The sequence below is a fragment of the Spongiimicrobium sp. 3-5 genome, from assembly GCF_046557915.1.
GTDB lineage: Bacteria > Bacteroidota > Bacteroidia > Flavobacteriales > Flavobacteriaceae > JBHEBG01.
Map to the genome: position 1 here is coordinate 281,876 of NZ_JBHEBG010000001.1, position 13,784 is coordinate 295,659.

At 38.4% G+C, this 13,784-nt stretch carries 19 protein-coding genes; 7 read left to right on the top strand and 12 right to left on the bottom strand.

Annotation, left to right across the window (positions count from 1 at the left end; translation table 11 throughout):
• Positions 1–205 precede the first annotated feature (205 nt).
• Positions 206–694: a DUF1569 domain-containing protein gene (locus tag ACEQ81_RS01340; protein ID WP_411029044.1), complete on the top strand. Its 489-nt coding sequence runs from the start codon at positions 206–208 to the stop codon at positions 692–694.
• Between the two features lie 45 nt (positions 695–739).
• Here the strand turns inward: ACEQ81_RS01340 and ACEQ81_RS01345 are convergent, their stop codons facing one another.
• The 7 genes from ACEQ81_RS01345 to ACEQ81_RS01375 form a co-directional block, all read right to left on the bottom strand.
• On the bottom strand, positions 740–1,039 hold the full coding sequence (locus ACEQ81_RS01345; protein ID WP_411029045.1) for a hypothetical protein: 300 nt from the start codon (positions 1,037–1,039) through the stop codon (positions 740–742).
• Positions 1,040–1,062: 23 nt separating this feature from the next.
• Positions 1,063–1,401 carry a DoxX family protein gene (locus ACEQ81_RS01350; protein WP_411029046.1) on the bottom strand — a complete coding sequence of 113 codons (339 nt, stop codon included), beginning with the start codon at positions 1,399–1,401 and terminating at the stop codon, positions 1,063–1,065.
• 73 nt (positions 1,402–1,474) lie between these two features.
• On the bottom strand, positions 1,475–1,816 hold the full coding sequence (locus ACEQ81_RS01355) for a helix-turn-helix domain-containing protein (RefSeq protein WP_411029047.1): 342 nt from the start codon (positions 1,814–1,816) through the stop codon (positions 1,475–1,477).
• A 159-nt stretch (positions 1,817–1,975) separates the two neighbouring features.
• Positions 1,976–2,236: a 50S ribosomal protein L27 gene (gene rpmA / locus ACEQ81_RS01360; RefSeq protein ID WP_099544685.1), complete on the bottom strand. Its 261-nt coding sequence runs from the start codon at positions 2,234–2,236 to the stop codon at positions 1,976–1,978.
• 19 nt (positions 2,237–2,255) lie between these two features.
• The gene (rplU, locus tag ACEQ81_RS01365) at positions 2,256–2,852 is read right to left on the bottom strand and encodes a 50S ribosomal protein L21 (RefSeq protein WP_411029048.1); all 597 of its coding nucleotides are present in this window, start codon (positions 2,850–2,852) and stop codon (positions 2,256–2,258) included.
• 137 nt (positions 2,853–2,989) lie between these two features.
• A complete protein-coding gene (locus ACEQ81_RS01370; RefSeq protein ID WP_411029049.1) occupies positions 2,990–3,445 on the bottom strand; it encodes a DUF4199 domain-containing protein in 456 nt (151 codons plus the stop codon).
• 183 nt (positions 3,446–3,628) lie between these two features.
• A complete protein-coding gene (locus tag ACEQ81_RS01375) occupies positions 3,629–4,495 on the bottom strand; it encodes a DMT family transporter (RefSeq protein WP_411029050.1) in 867 nt (288 codons plus the stop codon).
• A gap of 11 nt (positions 4,496–4,506) precedes the next feature.
• On the opposite strand from ACEQ81_RS01375, the gene ACEQ81_RS01380 reads away from it, so the two are divergent.
• The 3 genes from ACEQ81_RS01380 (at position 4,507) to ACEQ81_RS01390 (ending at position 6,661) form a co-directional block, all read left to right on the top strand.
• Positions 4,507–4,983 (top strand): hypothetical protein, encoded by a 477-nt coding sequence (locus ACEQ81_RS01380; protein ID WP_411029051.1) that lies wholly within the window; start codon positions 4,507–4,509, stop codon positions 4,981–4,983.
• Positions 4,984–5,119: 136 nt separating this feature from the next.
• The gene (locus ACEQ81_RS01385; protein ID WP_411029052.1) at positions 5,120–6,142 is read left to right on the top strand and encodes a transporter; all 1,023 of its coding nucleotides are present in this window, start codon (positions 5,120–5,122) and stop codon (positions 6,140–6,142) included.
• Between the two features lie 90 nt (positions 6,143–6,232).
• Positions 6,233–6,661, top strand: coding sequence for a hypothetical protein (locus ACEQ81_RS01390; protein WP_411029053.1), 429 nt, complete (start codon positions 6,233–6,235; stop codon positions 6,659–6,661).
• Positions 6,662–6,711: 50 nt separating this feature from the next.
• On the opposite strand, the gene gldD is transcribed toward ACEQ81_RS01390, so the two are convergent.
• The 4 genes from gldD to mutY all read right to left on the bottom strand — a co-directional run bounded on the left by gldD (position 6,712) and on the right by mutY (position 10,169).
• Positions 6,712–7,281, bottom strand: a complete 570-nt coding sequence (gene gldD / locus ACEQ81_RS01395; protein ID WP_411029054.1) for a gliding motility lipoprotein GldD — start codon at positions 7,279–7,281, stop codon at positions 6,712–6,714.
• Positions 7,274–8,563, bottom strand: a complete 1,290-nt coding sequence (locus ACEQ81_RS01400) for a gliding motility-associated protein GldE (protein ID WP_411029055.1) — start codon at positions 8,561–8,563, stop codon at positions 7,274–7,276. Before ACEQ81_RS01400 ends, gldD begins: the two co-directional genes overlap by 8 nt.
• A 61-nt stretch (positions 8,564–8,624) precedes the next feature.
• Positions 8,625–9,095 carry a single-stranded DNA-binding protein gene (locus ACEQ81_RS01405; RefSeq protein ID WP_411029056.1) on the bottom strand — a complete coding sequence of 157 codons (471 nt, stop codon included), beginning with the start codon at positions 9,093–9,095 and terminating at the stop codon, positions 8,625–8,627.
• A gap of 24 nt (positions 9,096–9,119) precedes the next feature.
• Complete coding sequence (gene mutY, locus ACEQ81_RS01410) at positions 9,120–10,169, bottom strand: A/G-specific adenine glycosylase (RefSeq protein ID WP_411029057.1); 1,050 nt, start codon at positions 10,167–10,169, stop codon at positions 9,120–9,122.
• A 125-nt stretch (positions 10,170–10,294) separates the two neighbouring features.
• Between mutY and ACEQ81_RS01415 the strand changes: the two genes are divergently transcribed.
• From ACEQ81_RS01415 to ACEQ81_RS01425, 3 genes are all read left to right on the top strand, one after another.
• A complete protein-coding gene (locus ACEQ81_RS01415) occupies positions 10,295–10,585 on the top strand; it encodes an HU family DNA-binding protein (RefSeq protein ID WP_036380395.1) in 291 nt (96 codons plus the stop codon).
• 256 nt (positions 10,586–10,841) lie between these two features.
• A complete protein-coding gene (locus ACEQ81_RS01420; RefSeq protein ID WP_411029058.1) occupies positions 10,842–12,389 on the top strand; it encodes an Rne/Rng family ribonuclease in 1,548 nt (515 codons plus the stop codon).
• A 56-nt stretch (positions 12,390–12,445) separates the two neighbouring features.
• A complete protein-coding gene (locus ACEQ81_RS01425) occupies positions 12,446–12,922 on the top strand; it encodes a regulatory protein RecX (protein WP_411029059.1) in 477 nt (158 codons plus the stop codon).
• Here ACEQ81_RS01425 and ACEQ81_RS01430 read toward each other — a convergent pair.
• The gene (locus tag ACEQ81_RS01430) at positions 12,915–13,775 is read right to left on the bottom strand and encodes a cupin-like domain-containing protein (protein WP_411029060.1); all 861 of its coding nucleotides are present in this window, start codon (positions 13,773–13,775) and stop codon (positions 12,915–12,917) included. The genes ACEQ81_RS01425 and ACEQ81_RS01430 overlap by 8 nt on opposite strands.
• Positions 13,776–13,784 lie beyond the last annotated feature (9 nt).

The window sequence follows — 13,784 nt, forward strand, 5'->3', positions numbered from 1 at the left end:
GTTTGGTTTTCTAAGGAAAACCACAAATAAACAAAAAGCCCGTGCAGTTTAGCATGGGCTTTTTGTTTAACGCATATCCCTTAAACCCTTGGGCCTATGAGAGATTATAAATTCCATATCCCAAAATCATAAAAAATCAATACCTTAAACATAAAAAAGGTCATAGGGGCCATTTTTAGTATACTGTATTATATTCGCATTAATTATGTATAAACAAGATTCCTTTAATTATACAGACTTTCTAAAGCCGTATTTGCAGGAGTTACAGCTGCATATTGCAAATAGGGATAGCTTTAATCCAAAAGTTTCCAAAGTGCCTGTAGCTTGGCATTTGGACCATAGCCTTAAGGTGATAAATAGTATTTGTAATGCCCTTGCCACGTCAGATCCCAAGGTGTACAAGAGTAATTTTAATGCCTCTAGAATATTTTGTTACACCTTCGGTTATCTTCCCAGGGGAATTGCCAAATCTCCCAGACATACACTTCCTCCGGACACTATTGAAACTGAGGATATCAATGAACAACTGCGAGTGGTCCAATTAAAATTGGAATCATTTGCCGCTTTGGATGACAATGCAAACTTTAAGCATCCTTATTTTAATCAATTAAACAAAAGGCAGGCCAAACGTTTTTTAGAATTACATACGCGGCATCATCTTAAAATAATAGAAGATATTATAGGAAACAAATAAGTGTTAAAACTGGCTTGTTTGCGCAACAAATCGGTATCAAATGAATCAGCCCATCAAGGTATAGGTTTCCAGTTCAAATGTAATTTTATCTTGCTGCATAAATTCTGTCCACTGAACAGTTACCTCCGTAAAGTCCTTGCTTTGCATGCAATTTAGATGTGATTGTTGATCTTCCCATACGAGATAAGTCGCGATGTGTGTATCATTCTCCGCATATAGCGATTTCATCTCAACGAGACCAGGTTGTTTTTTGAATATTTCCGCTGAAACTTTTGACATTTCCAACACTTTCTTTTTAACGGACAAATCCTTTAAATGGGTTCTAGTAATAACGTAATAGGCCATTGGAATAAAGTTTATAGTTAATACTACTTTAGATTTTTTTCAGAACAAAGTACAAAATAAGCCATTGCAATAAACAGCAGAGATATAAATCCGAATACGTACATCTCGTTTGCAAATACCGCCATTGATGCTATGGCAAAGGTTAAGACCAAGGTCCAAGCCCCTATTTCTCTGGTCCTTGCCAGAATCAGTAGAAGGGCGCCCATTAATTGTAAGATTCCAAGTAAAGTTGTAACCAGTGCATTAAAGCCCAAAACTTTAAAAAGTTCGATATCTTCTGGCTGCTGTGTTATTTTAAACAAACCGGTTGCTACGCCCAATAATATTGTAAGTACTAGGATTATCTTTTTTGCTATTTGCATAGTTTTCCAAATTTGGATAACATACGGCTAAAGTAAAAATTTGGGGCGTTTTGGATTTATCGAAAATTGCTTTTCAGTCTTTCCGTAACGACTTTCTATAATTACTTGGCGATTTTCCCCTGTACCGCTTAAAAAGGTTAGAAAACGAATGCACGCTTTCAAATCCCACCTCATTACAAATTCTGAAAATTGGAAGGTCTGTTAAGAGCATTTTTTCGGCGGCTTCCAGCCGTTTACTGATAAGATACTTGTGTGGTGTTATACCGTAGGCTTCTTTAAATAAACGCAGAAAATGGTATTTGGATAAATGAACCTTTTTTGCAATATGATCTAGATCTAATTTATTGGAATAATTTCTGTCGATCAAGATTTTTGCATCCTTTATCCGCTTATATAGATATATTTTAGGGTACATTTCTATTGATGCCTGCTATTTTGCAAATCGGGGTTTGCAATTTTTCAGAGTTAACTTCAAACTACATTTCGTGTTAGGTAGTACAAAATACAAAAACCCTTTCCAATCCCGATGATTTCGAGAGGAAAGGGTTTTTAATACGTATAATGATCTAAAAGCTTAAGCCTCGAAAGGCTCAATGGAAACATAAGATTTTCCTCCGGCTTTCTTTTCAAATTTTACAAGCCCATCTACTCTGGCGTGTAATGTATGATCTTTTCCGGCATACACATTTTCTCCAGGATTGTGTTTGGTACCGCGTTGTCTTACGATGATATTTCCTGCAATGGCAGCCTGACCACCAAAAATCTTAACGCCCAAGCGTTTCGATTCCGATTCTCTACCGTTTTTAGAACTACCAACACCTTTTTTATGTGCCATAATCTATTTTTTAAACTTGTTATTTACTTAAAGCTGCGATTAAATCGGCCTTCTTCATAGAAGATATTCCTTCAATACCTTTGGCCTTTGCCATTTCCTTTAATTCGGCAACGGTGTTTTTGGATAAGTCCACTACCGCTTTCTTTGGAGCTTCCTTTTTAGGTGCTGCTTTCTTTGGGGCAGCGGCTTTCTTAGGAGCGGCAGCCTTCTTCGGAGTTTCCTTCTTAACCGCCTCTACCTTGGGAGCGGCAGCTTTAGGTGCTGCTTTCTTTGGTTCGGCTTTTTTAGCTACTTTTTTGGCTCCGGAAGCAACAATGCTCTCAATAACGATTTCCGTCAAATACTGACGATGACCATTTTTCTTTCGGTAACCTTTACGTCTTTTCTTTTTAAAGACGATTACTTTATCACCCTTAAGGTGCTTAACGACTTTGGCCTCAACGGCCGCACCGTCTATAGCTGGGGCGCCAACAGTTACATTCTTACCGTCGTCTAACAGAAGTACATTGTCAAAAGTAACCTTTTTACCTTCTTCTGTCTGTAAACGGTGAACGTACACTTTTTGGTCTTTCGCAACTTTAAATTGCTGCCCTGCCATCTCTACAATTGCGTACATAGCGTTTATATTTTGCTTTTATTATTCTATGAGGTCTCAATAACATCACAAGACCCTCCGCCCAAGCAACCTTAATTGCAAAAGCGGGTGCAAATATAGGGGTAATTCATTAATTTACAAGCAGTTTTTAAGGGAATTTAAGCGGATCCCTTTTTAAGATTATTAGAGGTCTTAAACAATTGCATAAAAGATAGCGTAAGTACTAGCGTTGTGGCAAAACCCATAACGGCCACGGTAAAGAAAACAATCCCCTCAAAATTTTTAAAATCCTTAAAAAATACCGTTGAGAGCTCCTCCAAAAAACCCGCGTTTATCTCCGTTGCGTACAACGCAAAGAACATCGTAAAAATTAAGGTGGCCACAAAACCCGTAACCATCCCAGCAACAAAACCTTTGCCATAACCAAAGCTCTCCTTATCTCTTAAGCTTAAATATTTAATGGTCTCATAAATTCCAAAAGCCGTAATGACACCATTAAAAAGGCTGAAAAACACATTGGTATGTAGGCCAAACAATGATAAAATTAGAAAATAGGCTATTAGGCAGCCGCTGGTTACCATCCCGAACCGAACAGGCAGAGCTAATTGTTTCATCTTAATAAAATTTTCTGGTTGTGTCTTTTAAATTAAGGAATATTAAGCAATTATCCGACAAATTGTTGTTAAAGAAGTATCTACCACTACCCAGATACCTAATAATTATGGTTTGGAAACCCTAAGGTTTCGCTCTATCTAATCGTAAACAAACCCTTTTTCCAAAGGCAACTAGGCCAAACCTCACCTTCTTCTTCGATTTACCAAATACACTCCCAACAATATAATAGCACCGCCAATAAGTTGGTAAACGTTCATTTTTTCCCCATCCCATACGCCCCATAAAACAGCTACCAAAGGAATGGTATAGGTCACCGATGCCGCAAAGACAGGGCTAGATACATAAATAAGTTTGTTAAAATATATATTGGCCAAAGCCGTGCCAAATAGTGCAAGCAATACCAAATATATCAATGCGGTTTGCATATCCGGACTGTACCATACTTCGTTAAAAAAGCCAGAAAATCCTACCATTATAAGGGCTGGTACAATTACCACTCCAAAACTGGCCGTAGTTACGGCCAACGGACTCAAATGGGAAAGATGCTTCTTAATAATATTAATATTGAAGGCATACCCCAAAGCGGACAATATAATGAATATGGCATACCAATAATTCTGATCGGGACTAAACCTTGCGCCTGCCAAAATAAGTGCAACCGTGCCAAGCAGCCCTACAAATACCCCAAAGACTTGTCTTCTGGTTATTAGAAGCCCAAACATTATACCTCCTACCAAAGTCGTTAAAAGTGGCGCCAAAGAGTTAAAGATAGAGGTTACCCCGCTGTCTATTTCGGTTTGGGCCAATGCAAACAAAAATGGAGGAAAAAAGGAACTAAAAAATCCTGCGGCCAAAATCCACTTCCAATCTTGCTTTTTTATTTCCTTTAAGCTCTTATAACCTATTATAAAGAGAAAGCTAGACGCAAATACTATACGTACACCTCCCAACTGCACGGGTGTTAGCCCCAACAAGGCTTTTTTAATGAGAATAAATGAAGAACCCCATACCACCGATAAAAGGATAAAGTACAACCATTTTTTGTCCATAATTGGCGCTCGTGAAATTTATCACAAAAGTGGTTCTTTTAGCGCAAACTATTGCAGTATTATTTAGTAATTTTGCGGAGAAATCCTGTAAAGGATCGGCTACAAAAAAAAACGTGAAGCAACTGCTCGCATATTGGTTCATTTTACTTTACCTATTGGCTATGGCAAGACCGGTAGGTCCGCTCTTGGAATACATTATTTATGAAGACTACATTGCTGAGTTCTTGTGTATAAATAAAGATGATATTCAATTACAATGTAATGGTAAGTGTTATCTAATGCAGCAGTTACAGGAACAGCAAGACAATAAAAAACAAAATCTTCCGAAAATAGCTATTGAGGAATATCCTATTGGGTTTGTCACTATTTTTAAACTACAAGAAGGACCTCAGGCAGTTTCCAAAATCAACAAATCTTCAACCTATCAAAACAATTATCATTATTTGTTTAGTGATTTTCTTTTTCATCCTCCTGCAGGTCTTTCCTAGTTTTTCGTAGTAATTATTGGGTACGTATTCTCTTTGCGGTGTATCGCCAAAGAGAAAGGCCCTACTATTTTCAATGGCATACAGCAGTTGGACCACAATTCTGACTTGCCAAAAATCAAATTTTAAAATTAAAAGGATGAAAAAATATATTTCCGCCATATTATTTATGGCAACTTCTGTATTAGCAGCACAGGAAACAGAAAATAAAACAGAAAAATGGTCAGCTGGCAGACCCGATGGACATGCACCTATAAGCGTAATGGCAGATCATATGCACGGTAAGGGGGAATGGATGTTTAGCTATAGATACATGTATATGAATATGGAAGATCTTAAGCAAGGTGCCGACGACGCCAGTTTTGACGATGCGCTTGCCGATTACATGGTAACCCCTACCAAAATGCCTATGAACATGCATATGTTGGGCGCCATGTACGCTCCCGGTGATAAGCTAACATTGATGGTAATGTTGAATTATCTTGGTTTGGAAATGGATCATGTTACCCGGATGGGAGGTACTTTTACTACCGAAGCATCGGGGTTTGGAGATATTCAGCTTTCGGGACTGTACCAGCTTGTAAACCAAAACCGTCAAACTGTTCATGGTCAGTTGGGCATCTCCATTCCAACCGGTAGCGTAACCGAAAGTGATGTTATACCCGCCTCCGCCCCTAGCGAGGTAGAATTGCCTTATCCCATGCAAATTGGAAGTGGCACCTTCGACACAAATTTAAGTCTTACCTACCTTGGACAGGCTGAAACCGTTTCCTGGGGCTCTCAACTTAGAGGGGTATTTCGTTTTGGAAAAAACGACCGTGATTACCGCTATGGCAATCGGTACAGCCTCAATAACTGGTTTGCGGTAAAGGCATCTGACTGGTTTAGTCTTTCTGTTCGATTGGAAGGGCTATTGGTGGATGATATCGATGGTGCAGATCCCAACTTAAATCCATTGATGGTGATTACTGCGGATACCAATAACTCCGGTGGTGATTATATCAACTCTGGAATAGGTTTCAATACCTACGTGCCCAACGGGCCATTGAAGAATTTAAGACTCGCTTTTGAATTTGGCATACCGGTTTATCAAAACCTAAACGGAATCCAATTAAAGAACAAAGAGACCCTAACTTTTGGGGCCCAATACTCTTTTAATTAGTTTTTTAAACCGGGGGTAATGTTAACTTCATCGCCCCCGGTAAATTAAAATAGAAGCCGTATTTTAGAGGCAACATTAATAAATTGAAAAATGAGAAAAAACATAGTTTTACTTCTTGTCACCACCATAATACTTTCCGTTTCTTGTAAAGATGATGGCGAGAAGGCTTCACAGATGCAACAGGTAATGGCTATCCATGATGAGGTAATGCCTAAAATGGGAACGCTTGGCAAACTTGTAGCTGAGCTAAAGGGTAAAAAAGATACTACCGCTACCGGTCTTAAATATGCGGAAGCCATGTCTGACCTACAACAGTCCCATACCTCCATGATGGCATGGATGCAAGGTTTTGGCACTAGGTTTAGCTCCGACGAGATTATGAACGGAAAGGCACTGACCGAAGAAAAACAAAAATGGTTGGATGAAGAAGAGGTAAAGGTAAAGGCCTTGAGAGATCAAATCAATACTAGTATAAGTAAGGCCGAAAAACTTTTGGCACAGGATAAACAAAGTAAATAGGCTACCACCTCCGTGTTAAAGGCCTGTTCAAAACCAACCTCTTTGATGCCTTAAGGCTTGGTATTTTCTTTCCAGCGCAATGTTTCCATTATTCTTCGGATATCTCTCTGAAGATAAACCGCGGCCGGATAAATGGAATCATAATTTGGTTTGGCATAAAAATAAAGCGACCCGGTAACAAAATGGCTGATGCTATCGGTGAGGTAGAATTGAGATTGAGAAGCTGCATTGCCAGTAACCTCATAAAGCATACCGTATACTTTATCTTCCTCATTTACAAAAGGCTGTTCTAAAATACCATCGGCCTTTACCGCATGTTCGTAAGACAACCTTTGGGCATCGGATAATAATTTTTCCAGGTTGTTATTTACAGTTTTATACGTAATAAAAATAGACCCGTTCATCATTGGGTAATCTAAAGTAAGGGATTGACCGTTCTTGGATTTTAAACTAGACAATTGGTTCCGGACAAACCTGTAGTCTTCCATCTCCAACGGGCCTTCTTTAGGGTGCTCATATTCCAATCGTAATTGTGCTTTGGGCTTGGGCAAAGTTTCTTCCTTGCAACTCAATACTATCATGGTAAACGTAAGTACACTAAGAATAACTTTATTACGCATTGGGAAGAGTAACTTTTATCTGTTTTAGTCGTTTTTTATCCAGGCTTTCCACTATAAATCGGTAATCTTTAAATTCTACCTGTTCTCCCCTTTTAGGAAAACTACCGGCAATTTCCAAAACAAATCCGGCTATAGTCTCTGATTCTCCTTTGTTTTCCTCAAAATCTTCTTCATCTTCAATTTTGACCACGCGATAGAAATCTTTTAAGGCCGTTTTTCCATCAAAAACGTAGTTCTGATCATCCAGTTTGGAAAATATTAGATCTTCGTCATCAAACTCATCGCTGATATCACCTACTATTTCCTCTATGATATCCTCTAGGGTAACGATGCCCGAAGTACCCCCATACTCATCAACAACCACGGCAAGATGGTTCTTCTTTTCTTGAAATTCCAAGAGGAGATCATCCAATTTTTTATTCTCAGGGACAAAGTAGGGCTCCCGTATAAGCTTTGTCCAGGTAAACGTTTTCCTATCAATGTAAGGCAACAGATCCTTTACATAAAGTACTCCTAGCACATTGTCCTTATTATCGGAAAAAACAGGTATGCGCGAATATCCATTCCGTTTTATTTCTTCCAATACTTCAGGAAATTTCATTTCCTCGGACAGCGCAAAAATATCTATCCTCGGGCGCATTACTTGCTTGGTATCCGTATTACCAAACGATACAATACCCTCCAAGATTTTTTGCTCTTCCTTAGTAGTGTCTCCTTCAGAGGTCAATTCCAAGGCCTGGGATAAATGATCTACACTAAGATTGGATTTTTGTTTCCCCAATTTATCATATAGAAAAAGAGTGCCAGAACGCATGGGAGAACTCAATGGTGTAAAAATAAAATCCAATGCTTTAAGGGGGTAGGCCATAAAATGCGCAAAGCTTATTCTGTTTCTGTTTGCATATATCTTTGGTAAGATCTCCCCAAACATTAGGATCAAAAAAGTAGCAACAATTACTTCCAACAAAAAACGTACAGAAACAATCTCTAAAAACACATAATTGATATTGGTGAATACGGTATCCCCAATGGCACTGAAAAGTAGCACTATACCAATGTTAATTGCGTTGTTGGCAATTAATATTGTGGCAAGGAGTTTTTTCGGTTTGCTGAGCAAATCACCTACAATCTTCCCTTTGGATGTCTTTTCTTCTTCAATTTGATTGACATCCGTAGGCGAGAGACCAAAAAAAGCCACTTCTGCCCCAGAGATAAGGGCAGAACACCCAAGTAGTACAAGCATTATGGCAACCTTCAAAGCAAAGGTACTATCAACAGCCATTAAACTTGGAATTAAACTAAGGCGTTCAGGATCCAATAGTTAGAATTTAATTTAGGTTTGTTTAGAATGGCAAATCATCATCCTGTCCGGGTTCCTCTGCTGCCGGGGCAGCCTCCTTTGGTACGTTGCTAGCGGTTGTGGGTGTATTCTGCTGAGCCGCTGGTGCACTTGTTTGGGCATTGGCCATACTTTCTTTTTTGGTGGAAAGAAAAGTAAATTCTTGCACATGTACTTCGGTGGTATAACGGGTATTGCCGTCTTCCCCTTGCCATTGCCTGTTTTTCAAACGTCCTTCCACGTAAATCTTATCCCCTTTACTTAGGTATTTTTCGCAAATTTCAGCGGCTTTGTTTCTAACTACTATATTGTGCCAATCCGTATTGCTAACCTTTTCCCCTGTTTGCTTATTGGTATAGGTTTCGTTGGTGGCCAATGGAAAGCGTGCTATACAGTTACCTCCTTCAAAATAGTGTATTTTAACCTCATCACCCAGATGCCCTATCAGCATCACTTTGTTCAATGTACCGCTCATATCTTTAATATTACATCAAAAGTACTAAATTTTAAATGTATTTATAAAATCTGCTATTAAAACAGGTACTGGATATTTGTTGATTTCCTTCAAAGCGACCCCAGCTTCAAAAACCGTGTTGGTTTTAACGATCCAAAACTTAGTATAAAGATGTTGATGAGATAATTTATGAACAATTTGTTCATCTTTATATTGATAGACCAGCGGCTTGTCAGTGAGTTTAAGTGTGTTTTTTAGATTGGCTTCCACTTCTTCCAGACCAATCTCGGTATCGGATTCCATAAGTGGAAATTCGAAAAGGTTTTCCCAGATACCCTTTCCCTTTCTTTGGATCATCAAGGTGGTTGGGGCAGTGTTCGGTTCCGTACTGATTGGCACCAAGTAATTGAAAAAGCGCTTTTTTACCTTGGTCTTACCAAGTTTAATAGGAAGTTCTTGTATACGGCCTTGTTGTAATGCCTTGCAACTATCACTTAAAGGACAATCTCCACATTTGGGTTTCTTTGGGGTACATTGTATGGCCCCAAATTCCATGATTCCCTGATTGTAATCGCGGATATGTTCTTCATTCATAACCTCCCTGGCCAAGGATTTAAAATATTTGATCCCTTTACCGCTGTTAATAGGTAGGGATACCTCAAAATATCTTGCCAACACCCTATAGACATTACCATCTACCACGGGATGAGGTTCGTTAAAACAAATAGAGGCAATAGCACTTGCGGTATAGTCCCCTATCCCTTTTAGCTTAATAAGCTCGCTATAATTATTTGGAAATTGACCTTCGTATTGATCTACAACTGTCTTGGCAGTAGCATGTAAATTTCTTGCTCTGGAATAATATCCAAGTCCTTGCCATAGCTTTAAAACTTTTTCCTCCCTGGCCTGGGCCAAGTGGTTTACCGTAGGAAAGTTTTCTACAAACCGCAAATAGTAAGGAATGCCTTGGGCCACCCTAGTCTGCTGCAACATTATTTCCGAAAGCCAAATCTTGTAGGGGTCTTTGGTTCCCCGCCATGGTAAATTTCTTTTGTTTTCGGAATACCAAAGAAGAATTTTTTTAGAAAAGGACATCACAGGTATACAAAAGACCAAAAGTAGTAGTTTATATACTTAAAATTAGTTCTTTAGATAGAAAGATTGAATTAAATTTATATATTTGCAAGCCAAAAAAACAAACTGAAAATATATATTTTAAAATGACGAAAGCAGATATTGTAACGAGAATTTCGGAAAAATTAGGAATTGAAAAAGGAGATGTACAAGCCACTGTTGAATCCTTTATGGAGGAAGTAAAGTCCTCATTGGAAAACGGAGATAACGTTTATTTAAGGGGCTTTGGTAGCTTCATTATTAAAACCAGAGCGGAGAAAACGGGAAGAAATATCTCGAAAAACACTACAATAAAAATACCTGCACACAACATTCCGGCATTTAAACCCGCCAAAGTTTTTGTAGAAGGCGTAAAAAGCAACGTACAAGTAAAGTAAAAATATTAATATATAAAGTAAAGTTTTATGCCGAGTGGTAAAAAAAGAAAAAGACATAAGGTAGCTACCCACAAAAGAAAGAAAAGACGGAGAGCTAACCGACACAAGAAAAAGTAGTTTTAAAACTACTTTTTCATTTTAAACGTTCATTGACATAGAAATTCCAAAAAAGGATTTCGACGGGTTTATACAACCTGTTATACATATTGTTTAATCAGTTCGTGCCAGTATTGGCTACGAACTTAAATTGATTCAGGTGAATAAAGAATTAATCGTAAGATCTAGTTCCGATGCCGTCGATTTTGCCTTACTTAAAGATGGAAAACTTATAGAATTACATAAGGAAGAAGACAATAATGACTTCTCCGTAGGCGATATTTTAATTGCCAAAGTACGGAAACCAGTTACCGGTCTTAACGCGGCCTTTGTAAACGTAGGTTATGAGAAAGATGCTTTTCTGCATTATCATGATCTTGGTCCGCAACTGTCCTCAATGTTAAAATTCATAAAAAGAGTCAGTACAGGAAAATTAAAGGATTATTCCTTAAAAGACTTCCCATTTGAAAAAGATATTGATAAGCATGGTAGCATAAATGATGTTATCAAAGCCAATCAATCTTTATTAGTGCAAATTGTTAAAGAACCCATATCCACAAAGGGGCCCCGAATTAGTTCGGAGCTTTCCATAGCCGGGCGTTATCTGGTAATGGTACCTTTTTCCGATCGCGTTTCAGTTTCTCAAAAAATTGAGAGCAAAGAAGAAAAAGACCGGTTAAAAAGACTTGTAAAGAGTATAAAACCTAAAGGATTTGGTGTTATCATAAGAACAGTTGCCGAAGGCAAAAAAGTAGCAGAGCTGGACAAAGATTTAGAAAACTTACTGGACAAGTGGTCCGTAATGTGTAAAAAATTGTATAAAGCGCCGCATCCATCCAAAGTTTTGGTGGAGCTCAATAGAGCCTCCTCCATTTTAAGAGATGTTTTTAATGATACTTTTACCGGTATCCATGTAGATGACGCAACGCTTTTTAACCAGATAAAAGATTATGTGCAAGAAATTGCACCAGCTAAAGAATCGATTGTAAAATTGTATAATTCTTCGGTCCCAATTTTTGAAAAGTTCGGGATCGAAAGGCAAATTAAAACTTCTTTTGGCCGTACGGCTTCCATGAGCAAGGGAGCGTACCTTATTATTGAACATACCGAGGCGTTGCATGTAGTAGATGTAAACAGCGGTAACCGTTCTAACAAGGCCAAGAATCAGGAAGACACAGCCTTGGAAGTAAATTTATTGGCTGCCTCCGAAATCGCAAGACAATTACGTTTGCGCGATATGGGAGGTATTATCGTCATTGATTTTATTGACATGGGCAGGGCCGAACACAGAAGAAAACTGTTTGATCATCTTAGAAACGAGATGAAAGAAGATAGGGCCAAGCACAAAATTCTGCCTCCAAGCAAATTTGGACTTATACAAATTACAAGACAAAGGGTAAGACCGGAGATGAATATCAAAACAACAGAGGAAAATCCTACTGGCAATGGCCAAGAGGTAGAAGCCCCAATTGTTCTGGTAGACAAGATCAATTCAGATCTTGAAAAATTATTAAAAGGTCCGGCAGCCGACAATGGCATAATTCTAAACATACATCCGTTCATTGCGGCATACCTTACAAAAGGTTTTCCATCCATGCGTTCCAAATGGTTTTTGGAACACAAAAAATGGGTGAAAATACAACCAAGGGATGCGTATACGTATCTAGAGTACCGTTTTAAGAACAAAGACGGAAAAACAATTTATTAAGAAATTAAAGCGACTTCGGCAACGGGGTCGCTTTTTTGTTTTATTACCTTTGATCAATGCAAGGGACCACTTCTTATACACTTACCGAAGCGCAAAAAAAAATGGAGCGATACTGTTCTTACCAAGATCGTTGCCATATGGAAGTATTGACCAGGTTACGCCAAATGGGTATGATTCCTGAAGCCATCGCCCATATAGTGAACCATCTTATCCAAGAAAACTATTTAAACGAAGAGCGCTTTTCCAAAAGCTTTGCCAGAGGGAAATTCAAAATTAAAAAATGGGGTAAAATTAGGATTACCGCGGAATTGAAAAAGCGCAATATCTCCAGGTTTAATATTACAATTGGATTGAGCGAAATTGATGAAGCGGATTATCTCGATACCTTGGACGCCATTGCTAAAAAAAGATTGGCCAGCTTGTCTAAAATAGATGAACAGCTCAAAAGAAGAAAATTGGCCGATTATCTATTCTACCGAGGCTGGGAAAGTCACCTCGTATATGAAAAAATAGCGGAACTATTTCCTAGTTAAAGATGGCCTTATGGGTTCTACTTATGGCCTGTTCATTTTTCCAGTCGATCCATCGCTGACCTTTTAAAGAGCGCATAAGACTATCAAAATGCCGCATCACAAAAACATTGTAAAGGGCTTTCCCCAGATTTATGGGATTGCGGGCTATTGCCCTTAGACTCATTGCAAAACCAGGGGACATGTACTTCATGTGGTGCCAATAGCCTTCGGGTATATATAATACCTGCCCATGTTCTAAGTGAGTTTTATAACCATTAACCTTTTTTAAGGCAGGCCACTTTTCAAAATCTGGGTTGGAAAAATCAATACTTTCATGGGTAATTAAGGCATGGGGTACTTTGTACAAGTACCTATTTTCGGATTGTGAAAAAAGAATACATTCCTTTTTTCCATCAAACTGAAAATGAAAAATGTTGGCCAAATCAATGTCATAATGCATAAACGTATACGAATCCGTACCTCCAAAAAACAGCATTGGCAGCCCTTTCATCAATCTAAGGCCAAAATCCGGATAACTGAAATCTTCCTGTAACTGGGGTATTTCTTTAAGTATATTCCACAGAAAAATACGGTATTTGGTAGGCTCTGTTTTTAAAAGGTCTATATAATCTGCCATTTTCATTTTGGCATGCGGTTGGTTAAACCCGTCTTTGTGATCTACATGTCTATCATCATATAGAGGTACGGTAATGTTACCTGCAACATTACGAATGTAATCTAGGTTCCATTTGTTGTAGGCGGGCCAATCTTCAATAAAATTTTCAATTACCACAGGCTTTTGAGGTCTAAAATAGTTCTTAAGGAACTCCTCTTTGCCAATGGTTTTAACCCTAGGAATATCTTTTAAATTCAAGCTAAATCG

What these genes read in the sequence shown, in the direction of transcription:
- ACEQ81_RS01350 (WP_411029046.1), bottom strand. Translation starts at nt 1,401, where the DNA reads ATGCAAATAGCAAAAAAGATAATCCTAGTACTTACAATATTATTGGGC.
- ACEQ81_RS01345 (WP_411029045.1), bottom strand. Translation starts at nt 1,039, where the DNA reads ATGGCCTATTACGTTATTACTAGAACCCATTTAAAGGATTTGTCCGTT.
- ACEQ81_RS01370 (WP_411029049.1), bottom strand. Translation starts at nt 3,445, where the DNA reads ATGAAACAATTAGCTCTGCCTGTTCGGTTCGGGATGGTAACCAGCGGC.
- ACEQ81_RS01385 (WP_411029052.1), top strand. Translation starts at nt 5,120, where the DNA reads ATGAAAAAATATATTTCCGCCATATTATTTATGGCAACTTCTGTATTA.
- gldD (WP_411029054.1), bottom strand. Translation starts at nt 7,281, where the DNA reads ATGCGTAATAAAGTTATTCTTAGTGTACTTACGTTTACCATGATAGTA.
- ACEQ81_RS01340 (WP_411029044.1), top strand. Translation starts at nt 206, where the DNA reads ATGTATAAACAAGATTCCTTTAATTATACAGACTTTCTAAAGCCGTAT.
- ACEQ81_RS01375 (WP_411029050.1), bottom strand. Translation starts at nt 4,495, where the DNA reads ATGGACAAAAAATGGTTGTACTTTATCCTTTTATCGGTGGTATGGGGT.
- ACEQ81_RS01355 (WP_411029047.1), bottom strand. Translation starts at nt 1,816, where the DNA reads ATGTACCCTAAAATATATCTATATAAGCGGATAAAGGATGCAAAAATC.
- ACEQ81_RS01390 (WP_411029053.1), top strand. Translation starts at nt 6,233, where the DNA reads ATGAGAAAAAACATAGTTTTACTTCTTGTCACCACCATAATACTTTCC.
- rpmA (WP_099544685.1), bottom strand. Translation starts at nt 2,236, where the DNA reads ATGGCACATAAAAAAGGTGTTGGTAGTTCTAAAAACGGTAGAGAATCG.
- ACEQ81_RS01425 (WP_411029059.1), top strand. Translation starts at nt 12,446, where the DNA reads ATGCAAGGGACCACTTCTTATACACTTACCGAAGCGCAAAAAAAAATG.
- ACEQ81_RS01405 (WP_411029056.1), bottom strand. Translation starts at nt 9,095, where the DNA reads ATGAGCGGTACATTGAACAAAGTGATGCTGATAGGGCATCTGGGTGAT.
- ACEQ81_RS01415 (WP_036380395.1), top strand. Translation starts at nt 10,295, where the DNA reads ATGACGAAAGCAGATATTGTAACGAGAATTTCGGAAAAATTAGGAATT.
- mutY (WP_411029057.1), bottom strand. Translation starts at nt 10,169, where the DNA reads ATGTCCTTTTCTAAAAAAATTCTTCTTTGGTATTCCGAAAACAAAAGA.
- ACEQ81_RS01400 (WP_411029055.1), bottom strand. Translation starts at nt 8,563, where the DNA reads ATGGCTGTTGATAGTACCTTTGCTTTGAAGGTTGCCATAATGCTTGTA.
- rplU (WP_411029048.1), bottom strand. Translation starts at nt 2,852, where the DNA reads ATGTACGCAATTGTAGAGATGGCAGGGCAGCAATTTAAAGTTGCGAAA.